At 62.6% G+C, this 15,664-nt stretch carries 17 protein-coding genes; 11 read left to right on the top strand and 6 right to left on the bottom strand.

What is annotated here, in order from left to right; genetic code table 11:
- Positions 1–96: 96 nt before the first annotated feature.
- The 3 genes from V7714_RS07040 to V7714_RS07030 all read right to left on the bottom strand — a co-directional run bounded on the left by V7714_RS07040 (position 97) and on the right by V7714_RS07030 (position 3,650).
- Positions 97–1,881, bottom strand: coding sequence for an acyl-CoA dehydrogenase C-terminal domain-containing protein (locus tag V7714_RS07040; protein ID WP_335709075.1), 1,785 nt, complete (start codon positions 1,879–1,881; stop codon positions 97–99).
- A gap of 83 nt (positions 1,882–1,964) precedes the next feature.
- On the bottom strand, positions 1,965–2,900 hold the full coding sequence (locus V7714_RS07035; RefSeq protein WP_335709074.1) for an electron transfer flavoprotein subunit alpha/FixB family protein: 936 nt from the start codon (positions 2,898–2,900) through the stop codon (positions 1,965–1,967).
- Positions 2,901–3,650: an electron transfer flavoprotein subunit beta/FixA family protein gene (locus V7714_RS07030; RefSeq protein WP_335709073.1), complete on the bottom strand. Its 750-nt coding sequence runs from the start codon at positions 3,648–3,650 to the stop codon at positions 2,901–2,903.
- A gap of 423 nt (positions 3,651–4,073) precedes the next feature.
- Between V7714_RS07030 and purU the strand changes: the two genes are divergently transcribed.
- The 11 genes from purU to V7714_RS06975 all read left to right on the top strand — a co-directional run bounded on the left by purU (position 4,074) and on the right by V7714_RS06975 (position 12,158).
- Positions 4,074–4,928: a formyltetrahydrofolate deformylase gene (gene purU / locus V7714_RS07025; protein WP_335709072.1), complete on the top strand. Its 855-nt coding sequence runs from the start codon at positions 4,074–4,076 to the stop codon at positions 4,926–4,928.
- A gap of 104 nt (positions 4,929–5,032) precedes the next feature.
- Entirely contained in the window at positions 5,033–5,422 is a 390-nt protein-coding gene (locus tag V7714_RS07020; RefSeq protein WP_335709071.1) for a hypothetical protein, read from the top strand.
- A 59-nt stretch (positions 5,423–5,481) separates the two neighbouring features.
- A complete protein-coding gene (locus V7714_RS07015) occupies positions 5,482–6,048 on the top strand; it encodes a hypothetical protein (RefSeq protein WP_335709070.1) in 567 nt (188 codons plus the stop codon).
- On the top strand, positions 6,048–7,262 hold the full coding sequence (gspF, locus tag V7714_RS07010) for a type II secretion system inner membrane protein GspF (protein WP_335709069.1): 1,215 nt from the start codon (positions 6,048–6,050) through the stop codon (positions 7,260–7,262). Before V7714_RS07015 ends, gspF begins: the two co-directional genes overlap by 1 nt.
- Positions 7,262–7,597: a nucleotide pyrophosphohydrolase gene (locus tag V7714_RS07005; RefSeq protein ID WP_335709068.1), complete on the top strand. Its 336-nt coding sequence runs from the start codon at positions 7,262–7,264 to the stop codon at positions 7,595–7,597. Before gspF ends, V7714_RS07005 begins: the two co-directional genes overlap by 1 nt.
- A 3-nt stretch (positions 7,598–7,600) precedes the next feature.
- Complete coding sequence (gene gspG, locus V7714_RS07000) at positions 7,601–8,020, top strand: type II secretion system major pseudopilin GspG (RefSeq protein WP_335709067.1); 420 nt, start codon at positions 7,601–7,603, stop codon at positions 8,018–8,020.
- A gap of 21 nt (positions 8,021–8,041) precedes the next feature.
- Entirely contained in the window at positions 8,042–8,557 is a 516-nt protein-coding gene (locus V7714_RS06995; protein ID WP_335709066.1) for a GspH/FimT family pseudopilin, read from the top strand.
- Positions 8,554–8,916, top strand: a complete 363-nt coding sequence (gene gspI / locus V7714_RS06990) for a type II secretion system minor pseudopilin GspI (RefSeq protein ID WP_335709065.1) — start codon at positions 8,554–8,556, stop codon at positions 8,914–8,916. Before V7714_RS06995 ends, gspI begins: the two co-directional genes overlap by 4 nt.
- Before the next feature lie 22 nt (positions 8,917–8,938).
- Positions 8,939–9,517: a type II secretion system minor pseudopilin GspJ gene (gspJ, locus tag V7714_RS06985; protein WP_335709064.1), complete on the top strand. Its 579-nt coding sequence runs from the start codon at positions 8,939–8,941 to the stop codon at positions 9,515–9,517.
- The gene (gene gspK / locus V7714_RS06980) at positions 9,514–10,455 is read left to right on the top strand and encodes a type II secretion system minor pseudopilin GspK (RefSeq protein WP_335709063.1); all 942 of its coding nucleotides are present in this window, start codon (positions 9,514–9,516) and stop codon (positions 10,453–10,455) included. Before gspJ ends, gspK begins: the two co-directional genes overlap by 4 nt.
- Positions 10,456–10,475: 20 nt before the next feature.
- Positions 10,476–12,158 carry an Ig-like domain-containing protein gene (locus V7714_RS06975; protein WP_335709062.1) on the top strand — a complete coding sequence of 561 codons (1,683 nt, stop codon included), beginning with the start codon at positions 10,476–10,478 and terminating at the stop codon, positions 12,156–12,158.
- On the opposite strand, the gene V7714_RS06970 is transcribed toward V7714_RS06975, so the two are convergent.
- The 3 genes from V7714_RS06970 to V7714_RS06960 all read right to left on the bottom strand — a co-directional run bounded on the left by V7714_RS06970 (position 12,155) and on the right by V7714_RS06960 (position 15,648).
- Positions 12,155–13,084 carry an alpha/beta fold hydrolase gene (locus V7714_RS06970; RefSeq protein WP_335709061.1) on the bottom strand — a complete coding sequence of 310 codons (930 nt, stop codon included), beginning with the start codon at positions 13,082–13,084 and terminating at the stop codon, positions 12,155–12,157. The genes V7714_RS06975 and V7714_RS06970 overlap by 4 nt on opposite strands.
- An 82-nt stretch (positions 13,085–13,166) precedes the next feature.
- On the bottom strand, positions 13,167–14,540 hold the full coding sequence (locus V7714_RS06965) for a phosphomannomutase/phosphoglucomutase (RefSeq protein ID WP_335709060.1): 1,374 nt from the start codon (positions 14,538–14,540) through the stop codon (positions 13,167–13,169).
- 64 nt (positions 14,541–14,604) lie between these two features.
- On the bottom strand, positions 14,605–15,648 hold the full coding sequence (locus tag V7714_RS06960) for a YheT family hydrolase (protein ID WP_442890661.1): 1,044 nt from the start codon (positions 15,646–15,648) through the stop codon (positions 14,605–14,607).
- Positions 15,649–15,664: the final 16 nt, after the last annotated feature.

The raw sequence follows: 15,664 nt of genomic DNA, 5'->3' as shown, positions 1-15,664 counted from the left end.
AGAGGTTAGCGATACTGCCATCGTAAGCACCCGGGGTTTCCCGGGTGCTCACATCCACTTAGCCTGATGCTACTGCCTGCAATTGGGTACAGACCCTCAGAACGCTTCTTCCGGCAATGCCAGCACGGTATCAGCACCATGCAATATGGCTGCCGAGAGGCCGCTTACCTGGGGTAGCAGGTGTATGGCAAAGAAGCGGGCGGTGATCAGCTTGGCTTCGAGGAAAGCGCTGTCCGCATCACCATCAGCCAGCTTCTGCTTGGCCACCAGTGCGGCGCGGCCCAGTTGCCAGCCACCCAGTACGATACCCATGAGCTTGAGGAAGGGCACCGAGCCGGCAGCAACGGCCTTGGGCTGTGCTTCAAACTGGCCCACCACGAAATCGGTACTGGCACGGGCGTGGACCAGGGCGGCATCCAGTGCATCGCCTATCTCGGCCAGGCCCTGGGTCTTCAGCTGTGCTGCCACGGCTTCCACTTCGGCCAGCAGGGCGCGGGCGGTGCGGCCTTGCTCGCTGGCGGTCTTGCGGCCCACCAGGTCCATGGCCTGAATGCCGGTTGTACCTTCATAGATGGCGGTAATGCGGGCATCGCGCAAATGCTGGGCGGCACCGGTTTCCTCGATAAAGCCCATGCCGCCGTGGATCTGTACGCCCAGCGAGGTGATTTCGTTGACCTGCTCGGTGTTCCAGCCCTTGACGATGGGGATGAGGAAGTTCACCACGGCCTGCCATTTCTGTTTCTCAGCGGCATCGGGGTGGCGTGCGGCGCGGTCGAGTGCGGCGCCGGCATAGTAGGTCAGGGCGCGCTGGGCTTCGATCTGGCTTTTCATGGTCATCAGCATGCGGCGGATGTCGGCATGCTTGATGATGGCGGCCGGCGCAGGGTTGTCCGACCCCAGCTCGCGGCTCTGAACGCGATCCTTGGCGTAGGCTACCGCTTGCTGATAGGCACGTTCGGCAATAGCCATGCCCTCTATGCCCACGCCCAGGCGTGCCTGGTTCATCATGGTGAACATATAGCCCAGGCCACGGTGGGCCTCGCCCACCAGGTAGCCTATGGCTCCCCCCTTGTCGCCGTAGCTCATCACACAGGTAGGCGAGGCATGGATACCCAGCTTGTGCTCCAGCGAAACGCAGCTGACATCGTTGCGCTCACCCAGCGAGCCATCGGCGTTGACCAGGTACTTGGGCACCACGAACAGGGAGATGCCCTTCACGCCTGCTGGGGCGTCGGGCAGGCGGGCCAAGACCAGGTGGACGATGTTCTCCACCATATCGTGCTCGCCCCAGGTGATAAAGATCTTCTGACCACTGATCTTGTAAGTGCCATCACCGACCGGCACGGCCTTGGCGCGGACCTGGGCTAGGTCCGAGCCGGCTTGCGGTTCGGTCAGGTTCATGGTGCCTGTCCACTCGCCTGATGCCATCTTGGGCAGGTAGGTGGCTTTGAGCTCGTCTGAGGCGTGGTGTTCCAGCGCCTCAAAGGCACCCAAGGTCAGCAGCGGACAGAGGCTGAAGGCGACATTGGCGGCACACCACATTTCCTCGGTGGCCATGGCGATCAGGGCGGGCATGCCCTGGCCGCCGAACTCGGTGGGGGTGCGCAGGCTGACCCAGCCGTTTTCGGAGAATTGCTGGTAGGCAGACTTGAAGCCAGGCGCGGTGGTGACGATGCCGTCGCTGAGCTTGTTGCCGTGCTGGTCGCCGACCTTGTTCAGCGGCGCGATCACGTTCTCGGCCAGCTTGGCGGCTTCTTCCAGGATGGCATCGGCCAGTTCGGGATTGACGTCCTCATAGCCGGGCAGGGCGCCGACCTCATTGAGGCCAGCCAGTTCGTTCAGCACAAAGCGGATGTCGGCAACGGGTGCACGGTAGCTCATGGTTATCTCCAATTCGAGCGCTTGCTTGATTCGTGGGGCTGAAAAAACGGCCACCGTGGTGACCGTTTTAGTTCATACGATGCTTACTTGTTGAGTTCTGCGATCAGTTCCGGCACGGCCGTGAACAGATCGGCCACCAGGCCGTAGTCTGCCACCTGGAAGATGGGGGCTTCCTCATCCTTGTTGATGGCGACAATGACCTTGGAGTCCTTCATGCCGGCCAGATGCTGGATGGCGCCAGAGATGCCCACTGCCAGGTAGAGCTGCGGCGCCACGATCTTGCCGGTCTGGCCGACCTGGTAGTCGTTGGGGGCGTAGCCCGCATCGACAGCGGCACGACTGGCGCCGATGGCGGCACCCAGTTTGTCGGCCAGGGGTTCCAGCACGCCATGGAACTGCTCGCTGGAGGCCAGGGCACGGCCGCCGGAGACGATGATCTTGGCGGCGCCCAGTTCGGGGCGGCTGGACTTGGTCAACTCCTGGCTGACGAAGCTGGATTTGCCTGCGTCGCTGCCAGCGCCGATGTTCTCTACCGCTGCGCTGCCGCCAGTGGCGGCGGCGTCGAATGCGGTGGTGCGGATGGTCATCAGCTTGATGGCATCGCTGGACTGCACGGTGGCGATGACGTTGCCGGCATAGATGGGGCGCACAAAGGTGTCGGCCGATTCGACGGCGATCACATCGGAAATCTGCGCCACATCCAGCAGGGCGGCCACGCGCGGCAGCAGGTTCTTGCCGTGAGTAGTGGCGGGTGCCAGCACATGGCTGTAGCCACGGGCCAGTTCCACCACCACGGGGGTGACGTTCTCGGCCAGCTGGTGGCCCAGGTGGGCGGCGTCGGCCAGCAGCACCTTGGCTACGCCAGCGATCTGGGCAGCAGCCTGGGCAGCGGCAGCGGCGTTATGGCCTGCAACCAGCACATGGATGTCGCCACCGATCTTCTGTGCGGCGGTAACGGTATTGAGGGTAGCGGCCTTGAGCGAGCCGTTGTCGTGTTCGGCAATGACGAGGATAGACATTTAGATCACCTTCGCTTCGTTCTTCAGCTTGGCTACCAGCTCGGCAACCGAAGCCACCTTGATGCCGGCCTTGCGCACGGGCGGCTCGGCAACCTTGAGGGTCTTGAGGCGGGGCGCTGCGTCCACGCCGAGTTCTGCCGGCGTGGTCTTGTCCAGCGGCTTCTTTTTGGCGGCCATGATGTTGGGCAGCTTGACGTAGCGCGGTTCGTTCAAGCGCAGGTCGGTGGTTACGATGGCGGGCAGCGACAGCGATACGGTTTCGAGGCCGCCGTCGATTTCGCGGGTGACATTGACCTTGTCGCCTGCCAATTCCACCTTGGAGGCGAAGGTGCCTTGCGGCGCATTCATCAGGGCAGCCAGCATCTGGCCAGTCTGGTTGGCATCGTCGTCGATGGCCTGCTTGCCCAGGATCACCAGCTGCGGCTGTTCCTTGTCTGCCAGAGCCTTGAGCAGCTTGGCGACGGCCAGGGGCTGCAGCTCGGCATCGGTCTCGACATGGATGGCGCGATCGGCGCCCATGGCCAAGGCGGTGCGCAGGGTTTCTTCGCACTGCTTGACGCCCAGCGAGGCCACGATGATCTCGCTGGCCTTGCCGGCTTCCTTCAGGCGCACGGCTTCTTCGACGGCGATTTCGTCGAAGGGGTTCATGGACATCTTGACGTTGGCAACATCGACATCGCTGCCATCGGTCTTGCAACGGACTTTGACGTTGTAATCAACAACGCGCTTCACTGCGACCAGGATTTTCACACTGCCTCCGCTGGGGATCGGATTAGGAATTCGTGTACACGCGACATCCAGGTGACGTCAACGTAAGAGGGCCTGAAGCATAGCACCAGCGAGGGATATCGTCACCGCACCATGATGCCGGGCGCTTGCTGCCCTGGTGCTTCAGGGCGGGCTAACGCGGGGTGTGCCGTGGCCTATCCGGGCTTTGGCGGTACTGCCGCAGCGGGCCATAGACCACAACTTAGCACCTAACAAATGATTTAAACAAGCGTTTGATTTGTGCATGTGAACGGCGCGCGACACGGCTGCGGGATTGCATACTGCCCTCAGCATTGCCAGAATCACCGGCCCGCCTGGCATGCCAGTGCCCTGGGGTAGGGTGACCTGGGTGTTGCGATGTCTGCATCCATGGCCTCACTGCCCCCTCCATCGAGCCTAGCCATCATGAAGAATACCGCCACACTGTTGATCTCCTGCCCTGACCGCAAGGGGCTGGTCGCTGCCATCGCCAATTTCCTCTACACCTACAACGCCAACATCCTGCATGCCGATCAGCACCAGGATGACGATGCGGATCTGTTCCTGATGCGCATCGAGTGGGATCTGGACGGCTTTGCGCTGGATATGGGGGCGTTCGAGGCGGCGTTCGCGCCGATTGCCGAACGCTTTGGCATGGCCTGGAAGCTCAAGCGTTCCGCCCACAAGCCGCGCATGGCTATTTTTGTCTCCAAGTACGACCACTGCCTGGTTGATCTGCTGCATCGCTGGCATACCGGCGAGCTGGCCTGCGAGATACCGTTGATCATCTCCAACCATGAGGACTGCCGCCGCATTGCCGAGTTTTACGGTATTCCCTTCCATGTGGTGGCCGTCAGCAAGGACAACAAGGCCGAGGCCGAGGCGGCGCAGCGTGCCTTGCTGGCGGAGCACGGCGTGGATCTGATCGTGCTGGCCCGCTATATGCAGGTGCTGTCTGAGTCGTTCAGCACGGCCTATCGCCATAAGGTGATCAATATCCACCACAGCTTCCTGCCGGCATTCGAGGGCGCCAAGCCTTATCACCGCGCCCATGCCCGTGGCGTCAAGCTGATCGGCGCCACCAGCCACTATGTGACCGAGGTGCTGGATGATGGCCCCATCATCGAGCAGGATGTGACCCGCATCTCGCACCGTGAGACGGTTGAAGACCTGGTGCAGAAAGGCCGTGATCTGGAGCGCATCGTGCTGAGCCGCGCCGTGCGTTGGCATCTGGATCACCGTGTACTGGTCTACGGCCACAAGACGGTTGTGTTCGACTGATTCAGGCGTAAAAGTCTGTAAACACGGGCCATACAGGTGGCTGGCAGGCGCGCATAATCTTTCTGTTGCCAATAACTGCTGTCTATCAGCGAAGGAGTGGGAAGATGAAACGCATCGTGAACACCTTGGCCTTGTTTGCCCTGATCGGGCTTTCCGGCTGCGCCAGCATGAAGGTAACGGATACCAGCCTGCTGGATGGCCGGCGCGAGATGGGGCGTGCCGATATGAAGCTCTATCCGGTGCGGATAGTGGCCATCGATGGCAACTACACCGTAGATCGTGACACCGTCCGTGCCGAGCCGGGCCAGCGTACCCTGCGGCTGCTGGCGGCGCCTGTGGCGGGTTTTACCCAGCCGGTAGAGAAGGACGTGCCGTTTACCATTGAACCCTGCAAGCGCTACTATCTGGCCGCCAGGCGTGAGGCCCCGCTGCGGCAGGATTTCCAACTGGTGGTACAACAGGTGGAAGACCGTCTTGATTGCGTGAAGAGCTAGCAGCCCGCCAGCTTACGCAAAGGCCGCCGTGAGGCGGCCTTGTTGTTTAGAAATGACAGATGCTGCCCTTATTCAAAGACGCCATCGACCTTGCCTGCTTCCGTGTGAAGCCTGTGTCGCACTATGCCTACACTTGGTGGCAGCCAGTGCTGTGGCTGACGGTGCTGAGCGTATTACCCGCATTGGGTGTGCCGGAGAATAAAGCCGGGATAACCGTCCCTGTGGGTTTGCTTGTTGCAGTGACCTGGCTGCATGCCTTGGCGTTGACCTTCTTCTTTGGCTGGTGGCTCAAGCTGGGAGATCGCTGGGACGGCCAGGGCTCCTTGTTCCCTTTGATCGTGCTGGCAAGCAGCAGCCAGTTGATCGCGCCGCTGCTGAACATGATTCCGCCTGCCGTGGGCATCCCGATCAGTGGTGTACTGGTTTTCTATCGCCTCTCGGTGCTGATCAATTCGCTGAGCAAGGCAACCGGTGTGGAAATCAAACATGTGCTGGTGGGTTTGCTGCTTTATCTGCCCACGGTTTTCATCGTGGTCTTGCTGGCCTTGATGCTGGCCAGTCCTGCAGGTTTGCTGCCCCCTCTGCCGACCGATGTCGGTGCAGCTACACAACAGGAGCAAAACTGATGGCGGGTTTTCGTTATCAGGCGCTGGATGCCAATGGGCGTAGCAGCGAAGGTGTCATTGAAGCCGACAATGCCAAACAGGCCCGCGCCAACTTGCGCGATCAAGGCCTGTGGGTGACCGAAATGGGGGAGCTGGCCGGCGCGGCCGAGACCAGCAAACCCGGTGGACGCCAGCGTGGTGGGGTGTCTACCGGCGAGCTGGCGCTGATTACCCGCCAGTTTGCCACCTTGCTGGATGCCGGCTTGACCATAGAGCGGGCCCTGACGGTGCTGATAGAGCAGGCCGAGAACCCGCGTGCACGTGATGTGCTGGCAGGCGTGCGCAGCGAGGTGCTGGCCGGTGCTGCCATGAGCGTGGCGCTGGGCCGCCATCCCAAGGTGTTTCCTGAGCTGTACCGCACCATCGTGCGGGCGGGCGAGGAATCGGGCAAGGCGGCCGGCGTCATGTCGCGCCTGGCCGATTACATCGAGGCCAGGCAGGCACTGACCTCCAAGGTGGTGCTGGCATTTGTCTATCCGGCCGTGGTGCTGTCGGTATCGATACTGGTGATCGTGGGCATGCTGTGGTGGGTGGTGCCGCAGATGGTGTCGGTATTCCAGTCCTCCAAGCAGGAGCTGCCCTTGTTGACCCGGGCTTTGCTGCTGATCTCGGGCGGCATACGCGAATACGGGCTGGTGGTGTTTGCCCTGCTGGGGGCAGGCGGCTTTGGCTTTGCTCAGATGCTCAAAAAGCCCGCTTTCAGACTCAAGGTAGATGGCTTTCTGTTGCGATTGCCGCTGTTTGGCCGCCTGAACCGGGCGGGCAACACGGCACGGCTGGCCAGTACCTTATCGATCCTGGTGGGCAGCGGTGTACCGCTGCTGAAGGCCATGGAGGCGGCTGCCGGCGTGGTGGAGAACCTGGTGCTGCGCGAGGCGGTGAGCAGCGCGGCGCGCGATGTGCGCGAAGGTGCGGTGCTGTCCAAATCGCTGGAGCGGCAGAAGTTGTTCCCGCCCGTGCTGGTGCACCTGATTGCCAGTGGCGAGGCCAGCGGTAGGCTGGAGTTGATGCTGGACAAAGCCGCCAAGCAACAAACCGGCGAGTTGGAGCAAAAGGTGGCGACGTTCACCAGCCTGTTGGGGCCGGTGATGGTGCTGCTGATGGGCGGTGCGGTGCTGCTGATCGTGCTGGCCATACTGCTGCCGGTGTTCGAGATGAATCAACTGGTGAAATAATGGCGACCGACCACGATACGACACTGGCGGAACTGAAGCTGCGTGTCGCCGCCTTTGCGGCAGCGCGTGACTGGCAACCCTTCCACAGCGGCAAGAACCTGGCTATGAGCATTGCCATCGAAGCGGCCGAGTTGATGGAGCACTTTCAGTGGACGCCGCCGGCCGAGGTGGAACTGGACAAGGCAGAAGTGGCCGAAGAGCTGGCCGATGTGTTGTTATACGCATTGGCCTTTGCCAACAGCCTTGATATCGATGTGGCTGCGGCCATCATCGCCAAGATGGAAAAAAACGAAACCCGCTTCCCGACGGGGCGACACCAATACAAGGAGCAATAGCAGATGCAACGCAAGCAGCAAGGCTTCACCCTGATAGAAATCCTGGTCGTGATTACCATTCTCGCCATCCTGGGGGCGCTGGTCGTGCCCAAGATCATGAGCCGGCCGGACGAGGCACGCGTGGTGGCGGCCAAGCAGGATGTGCAGGCCATACTTCAGGCATTGAACCTCTACAAGCTGGATAACACGCGCTACCCCAGCACCGAGCAAGGTATCAAGGCCCTGGTGGAGAAGCCCACCACCGGCCAGATTCCGGGCAACTGGAAGGCGTATCTGCCCAAGCTGCCGCAAGACCCCTGGGGTAACGACTACCTCTACCTCAATCCTGGGATGAAGGGTGAAGTCGATATTCTCAGCTATGGTGCTGACGGCAAGGCCGGCGGCGAGAACCACGACGCCGATATCGGCTCCTGGATGCTCTAAGCCGCTATCTTGAAATCCACCATGCAGCACCGGCCCAGACGAGTCACCGGCTTCACCTTGATTGAGATCCTGGTGGTGATGGTGATCGTCGGTATCATCGTGACGCTGGCGGCGGTCAACTTCAGCCGCAGCGATACCGATGCCTTGCAGCACGAGGCCGAGCGGCTGGCCTTGCTGCTGGAGTCGGCACGGGACGAGGCGATAGCGGCGGGTGTGCCGCTGGCCTTCGGGCGTGCCGAGCAGGGCTATGGCTTCTGGAAGCAGGATGCCGAGGGGGCGTGGCAACTGCTGGAAGACAACCAGATACTGCGCGTCCGCCAACTGCCCGAGGCCGTGCGGGTGGCGGATATGCGGGTCAACCTGCTGCCGCTTCCCCCCGATGGCCGCGTCGTCTTCATGCCGTCCGGCGTCAACGCACCGTTTACCGTAGAGCTGCGTGCCGGCGAAGTCATGCGCAAGCTGAATGCCGACGCCCTGGGCCGCATGACGTTGGAAGTACCGGGCCTGCCAGCCGGCACTGCGACGGGTGGATCATGAGGCGTTCGCTCGGCTTTACCCTGATTGAAGTGTTGATTGCGCTGGCCGTGCTGGGCATTGCGCTGGCCGCTGCTGCCCGTGCCACGCTGGCCGTGACGGATGGCTCCATGGCCTTGCGACGCCATCTGGCCGGCGGCTGGGTGGCGCAGAACCGCATGGCCAACTATGCCGCCATGAATACCTTGCCAGATACCGGTACCACCGAAGGGGTGGCGAACCAGGCGGGGCTGGAGTTTGTCTGGCGCGAGACGGTTTCTGAAACCCCCAACAAGGCTTTCCGTCGGGTGGAGGTGCGGGTCTATCCGCCGAATGACGCCAATCATGCCGATGCAGTGCTGGTGAGCTATGTGTCGCAGTAATCCTGGGCCGAAACCGGTGGGCATGGGCGGGCGCCACCGTGGCTTTACGCTGGTTGAGATACTGGTGGCGCTGGCCGTGTTCAGTGTGCTGATGGTGATCGCCTACCAGGGCGTGGCGCGCATGGCCACCACCAAGCAGGTGATGGATGCCGATAATCGTAAATGGCGCGAATGGACCGTGGCATTGGCGCGTTTTGAGGAAGATTTCTCTCAGGTGGCCGACCGATCCTGGCGTGACGAGGGCGGTGTTGCCCAGCCGCCTTTGCGCGGCAGTGCCGGGGCCATTGATTTCAATGGCGCCCAGATGGAGTTTGTCCGTTATGACGGCGGGCAACTGACCCGCATGGGCTACCGGCTGCGCGAAGGCAAGCTGGAACTGCTGCTATGGAATTCGCTGGACTTGGCGCCACGTAGCGGCCCCACGGCCTTGGCCATGCTCGACAAGGTCAAGACCTTCAATGCCCGATACATGGATGCGAACGGGCAATGGCAACTGAGCTGGCCGCAAGGGCCAGGCACGCCGCCACCGCCACGGGGGGTGGAAATCGAGTTGACCATGGAAACGGGTGAAACCATAACGCGGATGTTTGCCCTGCCATGAGTACGCGCCTTCAGCCGCAGCGCGGCATAGCCATTGTGACTGCCGTGGCCGTGGCCGCCCTGGTGGCGACGCTGGCTGGCTTTATGGCGTTTCGCCATAGCTTATGGATGCGCCAGGTAGAGAACCAGCACGATCTGGCGCAGGCGCGCGATGTGGCACGGTCGGCCGTCAACCTGGGGCGGATGACGCTGCGTGACGACAACCAGCAGAACCAGGTTGACCATGCGCTGGAGCCCTGGACTATCCCTATCCCGACCTTGCCGGTGGAGCAGGGGCAGGCCGGTGGGCGGCTGACTGATCTGCAAGGGCGCTTTAATCTGAACAATCTGCTGCGCGGCCCCAACCTGACGGTCAGCCCAGACGATGTGGCGGCTTTTCAGCGCCTGTTGACGGCCAAGCAACTGTCGCCTGACCTGGCCAATGCGGTGATCGACTGGATAGATGCCGACCAGCAGACTACCTACCCGGGCGGTGCCGAGGACATGGAGTACCTGGCCTTGGAGCCGGCACGACGCGCCGCCAACCGGGTGCTGTTCGATATCAATGAGTTGCGCCTGGTGCGGGGCTTCTCGGAAGAGACAATCAAGGCCCTGTCGCCTTTTGTGACGGCTTTGCCGCCTGGCACACCGGTCAATATCAATTTTGCACCCGCCGAAGTGATTGCGGCGGTGACGACAATGAATATGACCGAGGCCACGGCCTTGGCGACCAAGTGCAAGACTCAGCCCTTCAAGACTACCACCGAACTGAACGACTACACCCAGACACTGCAGGGCCAGGTACAGACGCTGTTCCAGCAGCAGGGACTGCTGGATATACAGAGCCAGTATGTCCAGTCGGACGTCGCCGCCCGCTTTGGCCGTGTGACAGTCGCCTACAGTGCCCTGATCAACCGGGATAATGGCAAGCCCAAGCTTGTCTGGTTACACCGCCGCTGATGTCCAGCAAGGAATCCTTCATGTCGCTGCCGCCGTTTCGAATACTGCTGAGCCTGATGCTGCTGCAAGCCCTGCTGGCCTGCGGCGGTGGTTCCAGCAGCGGTAACTTCGCACCCGTGGCCGTGACCGATGTGTACTCGGGTAGCTGGAATGTACCCATCAGCCTGGATGTGATGGCCAATGACAGGGAGCCTGAGAACGAGACGCTGCGCCTGATCTCTGCCAGCGGTGCCGTCAATGGCACGGTGGCGGTGGTCAGCGGCCGCTTGCTGTACACCCCGGCACCGGGGTTTTATGGCGATGAAACCCTTAGCTATGTGATAGGCGATGGCCATGGCAATACGGCGACCGGCCGGGTGGAGCTGAGCATACATGCCCGCTTGCTGCTGCGTGGCAGCGTTTACCTGGGGGCTGCTGCACCAGCCAGCGTGATCGCCAAAGTTGGCACGCGCGAAGTGCTGGCCAGTACCGATAGTGCCGGCAATTACCGCATCGAGCTGGAAACCGGTGACGGTAGCGAGCCGGTGTCGCTGGAGGCCGTGGGGGCAGGCGACCGGCGTCGGGTTGGGCTGTATGCCGTGCTGGGCGACCTGGGTGGGTTGATTTTCCTGGCCGGGAACGACTTTGTACTCGATATGGCTGAGTTGCCTGCGCTGGAGCTGAACGAGCTGAATACCGCCAGCTACCGCCTGGCCGAGCTTTACAAGGGTGCGCCCCTAAGCAGCAGCGACGAATTGGAAGCGCTGCTGCCGCAGCTGGACCCGCAGGCTCTGGTGGAGATGGCAGCGGTGGTGCGCCGAGCCGGCGACGCTGACGCCAGCCTGCCAGCCGGCTTTGCCGACACCCGTGCATTGTTGCGCAACAGCACTGCCTATCAGACCCACCTGAACGCCCTTAAAGCCACGCCGGCCGAGGGTTTTGAGGGGGCCATGCAGCGCCTGATGGACGACCGTTACTACCTGCGGGCAATCAACCCGGCGGTGGACGACAGCGTGATACGGCTGCTGCCGGGGAGCTACACCGCTTTGCAGGAAGGGGCTGAAATCAGCTTGGGGCTGGCCGGCTTGGCCGAGGGCAGCCTGAGCAACCAGAGCAACTACTGGATAGCGGCGCCTTGGGTGGTTAGCGATGGCGCCCTGGGCATCACACTGCCCACCCGCACCGGTTACAGCAACGACGAGCTGGAGCTGGAAACCGGTGTCATCGTCACGCAGCGGCGCGAATACAGCCAGTTGCAGGTCAAGCGGTTACGTGGCCTGCCAGGCCTGCAGCTGGCCAGCTACAGAGCCGTGGGTGAGCACCGTGTACTGCGCAACAATGTGCTGCAAAGCATTACGCCGCTGGGCAGGCTGGCGCAGCCAGCGGCCTTTATAGATGGCAACGCCCTGCAGGAACTGACTGCCGCAGAGCTGGCGGGCAAAACCTGGGCTGGCCTGCCGGACCGCCTGATCGTACCGGGCTTTCCCGTGCGCGCCGTCAGCCTGCAACTCAATGCCGATGGCACCGGCAGCGATGGCCTGCAATGGACCGCGATAGCCAATGAGCTGAAACTGAGCTACCCCGACCAGCACGAGCAGATCATCTACCGCCTGGGCAAGCTGGCCAATGGCCGGGAGCGCTGGTTGGTGCAGACCATCTATGTGCCAGAGGGGCGGGTAACTGGCGTGCATGGGGTGGAGGTGGGGGCGGTGGCAGTGCGCTAGCTGTCCAGAAACGCCTTGTAGCGTGTGGCTGTTTCGGCCGGCCGCTCCATCATGGGCAGATGGCCCGTTGCGGGCAGGGTAACCTGCTCGGCTGCGGGTAGCAGCGAGCCCAGCACAGCTAGGCCTGAGATATCGAACACCCGGTCTTGCGCCCCCCATAGTGCCAAGGTAGGTGCTTTTAACTGGGGTAGGGCGGCTTGCAACTGGTAGCCGTCGCGTCGCTGGTCTTCCCATAGGCGCAGGTTGGATGCGGCATTGCGGATGGCGCTGGCTTGGGCGTCGAGCAGGATGGGACGGGGCAGGAACGGTGGCTCCACAAACAGCATCTTCATCATGCCAGCGAACTCGGCCTCGTTGCGGGCAATCAGCGGGGCTTCGCCCTGGGCGACACGCTGTTCCATCTCGCTGAGCTTGGGCGAGCGTATGCCGTGCGGTGCACCGATAAAGGCAACACTGAGCACCTCGCCGGGATATTTTGCGGCATATAGCGCCGCGATGGTGCCACCCATGGAGTTGCCGGCCAGGTGGAACTGGCGCAGGCCCAGTTGCTGGACCAGGGCATGCAGCCGTTCTACCTGGGGAGCGTATTGATAGCTTTGATCGGCAAGGCGTGAGCTTTCGCCAAAACCGGGGATATCGGGGGCGATGACGCGGTAGCCAGGCGTCAGCTCGCGGGCAAAATCCACCCAGTGATCTTTCTCGGCAAAGATGCCATGCAGCAGGATGACGGTTTCGCCGCTACCGCCATCGAGATAATGGACCTGGTGCCCGGCAACCGTGGTGGTGTGTTCCTGCAGGCTGGAGAGCGAGCGGTTGAGACTGAGCAGCGGCGCTACGAAGGCGCTGGGCAGGGCGTAGTAGGCCAATACGACAGGTGCGATCAGGAACAGCACTGAAAACAGCAGGGCTTTGCGGGTACGCGACATGGCGCTCTCTGTGGTGGCGCGGCGATAAGGGCCGCCTGGATAAGGGGCGGCCTGGGTTGGTGCCGGCCCAGCGTAGTGGAACTCAGAACGGCAGTTCGGTGGTGCCGAGTTCCTTGTGCAGCAGCTTGCGGAAGGTGGCTTGAATGCGCTTGAGGGCCTTGCTGTCGTCGCCTTCAAAGCGCAGCACCAGCACGGGTGTGGTATTGGACGCACGCAACAGGCCGAAGCCATCTTCATACTCTACCCGCAGCCCATCAAGCGTGATCACTTCCGCATCGGGGAAGCGGGCGCTGGTCTTGAGCTTGTCTATCAGCGCGTGGGCGGCGCCTTCGGCCATGGGTATCTGTATCTCTGGCGTACTCTGGCCTTGCGGCAGGGCGTTGAGCAGGGCGCTGGGGTCGTCGACCTGCGAGAGTATCTCCAGTAGCCGCGCACCGGCATAGATGCCATCGTCGAAGCCATACCAGCGTTCGGCAAAGAACAGATGGCCGCTGAGCTCGCCGCCGACCAGAGCGCCGCTCTCCTTCATCTTGGCCTTCATATAGCTGTGGCCGGTACGCGCCATGACGGCACGGCCCTTGTGCTGCTTGACCCAGGGGGCTACCAGCCGGCTGGATTTGACATCGTAGACCACCCTGCCGCCCGGTTGGCGGCTGAGCGCATCGGCGGCGAAAGCCATCAGCAGGCGGTCGGGGTAGATGATGGTGCCGTCCTTGGTAACCACGCCCAGGCGATCTGCATCGCCGTCGAAAGCCAGTCCCAGCTCGGCATCGGTGACAGCCAGGGCGTGGGCCAGGTCGGCCAGGTTCTCGGGCCGGGCGGGATCGGGGTGGTGGTTGGGGAAGTCGCCGTCTAGGTCGCAGAACAGCTCCCGCACACGGCAGCCCAGACGGCGGTATAGGACAGGCGCAATGCCGCCGCCCGCGCCGTTGCCGGCATCCACCACCACGCTGACGCGGCGTTGTAGCTGCAGATCGCTGCTGATGCGGTGCAGATAGTCTTCGCGGATGTCGTATTGGCTATAGCTGCCCTCGCCGGTGGCAAAATCCCCCGCCTCAATACGGGCGCGGAGGGCCTGAATGGCATCGCCGGCCAGGGTTTCGCCCGCCAGCATGATCTTGACCCCGTTGTACTCCGGCGGATTATGGCTGCCGGTGACCATGACACCGGACAGCGTCTCCAGGTGATGGGCGGCAAACCAGACCAGGGGCGTGGGCACTACGCCCAGGTCGATGACCGTGATGCCGCAGGCCTGCAGCCCGGCCAACAAGGCCTCGGCCAAGCTGGGGCTGGCGTGACGACCGTCACGCCCCAGAACCAGCCGTGCCTGACCCCGCGCCAAGGCCTCGCTGCCTATGGCGCGGCCTATCAGCAGGGCGGCGTCGGTGGTCAGCGTCTTGCCGACGATGCCGCGTATGTCGTAGGCCTTGAATATCTGGGGGGCAATCTGTGGCATGGCGGGGTTGGGCTCAAGGTTGAATGACGATTGTAGTGTCTGGCCGGCAAGCTTGCGCGGGCGCTCAGGCAGGCAGCAGCGGCTCGAAGTAGGCCAGCAGGCACCGTGGCAGCCAGTCTATACGGCCAGGGAAGGGCCCTTCGGTAAAGCCCACATGGCCACCACGCTCGGTTTGCAGCAGCGTAACCGAGCTGCTGACTTCGTGCTGGCCCGGCAGCGCCGCCGCTGGCAGGAATGGATCATTCCTGGCATTGATGACAAGCGTGGGTACGGTGATGTGCTGCAGCCAGGGTTTGCTGCTGGCCCGTGACCAGTAATCATGTACGTCGCGAAAGCCATGCAGGGGGGCGGTCACCCGGTTGTCGAATTCCTTGAAGGTGCGGGCAGCGGCAATCTCGCGCGGGGTCACGCCCAAAAAAGCCAGCTCCTGCTCAAACGCCGCCAGGTGCGCCAAGGTCTTGGGCCGCAGGGTACGCAGGAACTCGCGGGTATAGATGGCGCGGTTCAGGCCCTTGTCCAGTACCTGGCCGGCGGCGACCAAGTCCAGGGGAGCCGAGATGACGGCCGCGCCATCCAGGGCTGTATGGGCGGCATTGCCTTGCTCGCCCAGCCATTTGGCCAGGGCATTGCCGCCCAGCGATACGCCTGCTGCCAGCATGGGGCCATCGTGCTGTTGCCGAAAACACCGCAGTATCCAGTCTATCTCGCCGCTATCGCCTGCGTGATAAGCCCGTGGCTTGCGGTTGCGATGCCCGCCGCAGCCCCGGAAATGCGCCACCGCGGCCCGCCAGCCACGGTGCGCTGCCGCCTGCATGAGTGCCACGGCATAGTGGCTGTTGCCGCTGCCTTCCAGGCCATGAAAGTGCACCAGCAGGGGCGCATGTGCCTTGCTGGGGGTGGTAAGCCAATCGATCGCGATTTCGTCGCCATCGGGTGTAGGCCAGATTTCCCTGCGATAGGGCGGCGCAGGGCGCTTGAGGGCCAGCGCGGGATAGATGGTCTCGCTATGCGGGCCGAGCAGCCAGCGGGGAGGGTGGTAGGCAGGCAAATGGCTCATGGCGTTGATTGTACGGCGCATGGGCAGGGCAAGGGCCTGGATGGCATGCATGGCGGGTACCGATCTG

The organism is Chitinimonas sp. JJ19 (genome assembly GCF_036961565.1).
Taxonomy (GTDB): Bacteria; Pseudomonadota; Gammaproteobacteria; order Burkholderiales; family Chitinimonadaceae; genus Chitinimonas.
The sequence above is the reverse complement of the archived record's forward strand: the minus strand, read 5'-3'. Positions and strand labels throughout refer to the sequence as shown.

What these genes read in the sequence shown, in the direction of transcription:
- V7714_RS07040 (WP_335709075.1), bottom strand. Translation starts at nt 1,881, where the DNA reads ATGAGCTACCGTGCACCCGTTGCCGACATCCGCTTTGTGCTGAACGAA.
- V7714_RS07035 (WP_335709074.1), bottom strand. Translation starts at nt 2,900, where the DNA reads ATGTCTATCCTCGTCATTGCCGAACACGACAACGGCTCGCTCAAGGCC.
- purU (WP_335709072.1), top strand. Translation starts at nt 4,074, where the DNA reads ATGAAGAATACCGCCACACTGTTGATCTCCTGCCCTGACCGCAAGGGG.
- V7714_RS07020 (WP_335709071.1), top strand. Translation starts at nt 5,033, where the DNA reads ATGAAACGCATCGTGAACACCTTGGCCTTGTTTGCCCTGATCGGGCTT.
- V7714_RS07015 (WP_335709070.1), top strand. Translation starts at nt 5,482, where the DNA reads ATGCTGCCCTTATTCAAAGACGCCATCGACCTTGCCTGCTTCCGTGTG.
- gspF (WP_335709069.1), top strand. Translation starts at nt 6,048, where the DNA reads ATGGCGGGTTTTCGTTATCAGGCGCTGGATGCCAATGGGCGTAGCAGC.
- V7714_RS07005 (WP_335709068.1), top strand. Translation starts at nt 7,262, where the DNA reads ATGGCGACCGACCACGATACGACACTGGCGGAACTGAAGCTGCGTGTC.
- gspG (WP_335709067.1), top strand. Translation starts at nt 7,601, where the DNA reads ATGCAACGCAAGCAGCAAGGCTTCACCCTGATAGAAATCCTGGTCGTG.
- V7714_RS06995 (WP_335709066.1), top strand. Translation starts at nt 8,042, where the DNA reads ATGCAGCACCGGCCCAGACGAGTCACCGGCTTCACCTTGATTGAGATC.
- gspI (WP_335709065.1), top strand. Translation starts at nt 8,554, where the DNA reads ATGAGGCGTTCGCTCGGCTTTACCCTGATTGAAGTGTTGATTGCGCTG.
- gspJ (WP_335709064.1), top strand. Translation starts at nt 8,939, where the DNA reads ATGGGCGGGCGCCACCGTGGCTTTACGCTGGTTGAGATACTGGTGGCG.
- gspK (WP_335709063.1), top strand. Translation starts at nt 9,514, where the DNA reads ATGAGTACGCGCCTTCAGCCGCAGCGCGGCATAGCCATTGTGACTGCC.
- V7714_RS06975 (WP_335709062.1), top strand. Translation starts at nt 10,476, where the DNA reads ATGTCGCTGCCGCCGTTTCGAATACTGCTGAGCCTGATGCTGCTGCAA.
- V7714_RS06970 (WP_335709061.1), bottom strand. Translation starts at nt 13,084, where the DNA reads ATGTCGCGTACCCGCAAAGCCCTGCTGTTTTCAGTGCTGTTCCTGATC.
- V7714_RS06965 (WP_335709060.1), bottom strand. Translation starts at nt 14,540, where the DNA reads ATGCCACAGATTGCCCCCCAGATATTCAAGGCCTACGACATACGCGGC.
- V7714_RS06960 (WP_442890661.1), bottom strand. Translation starts at nt 15,648, where the DNA reads ATGCATGCCATCCAGGCCCTTGCCCTGCCCATGCGCCGTACAATCAAC.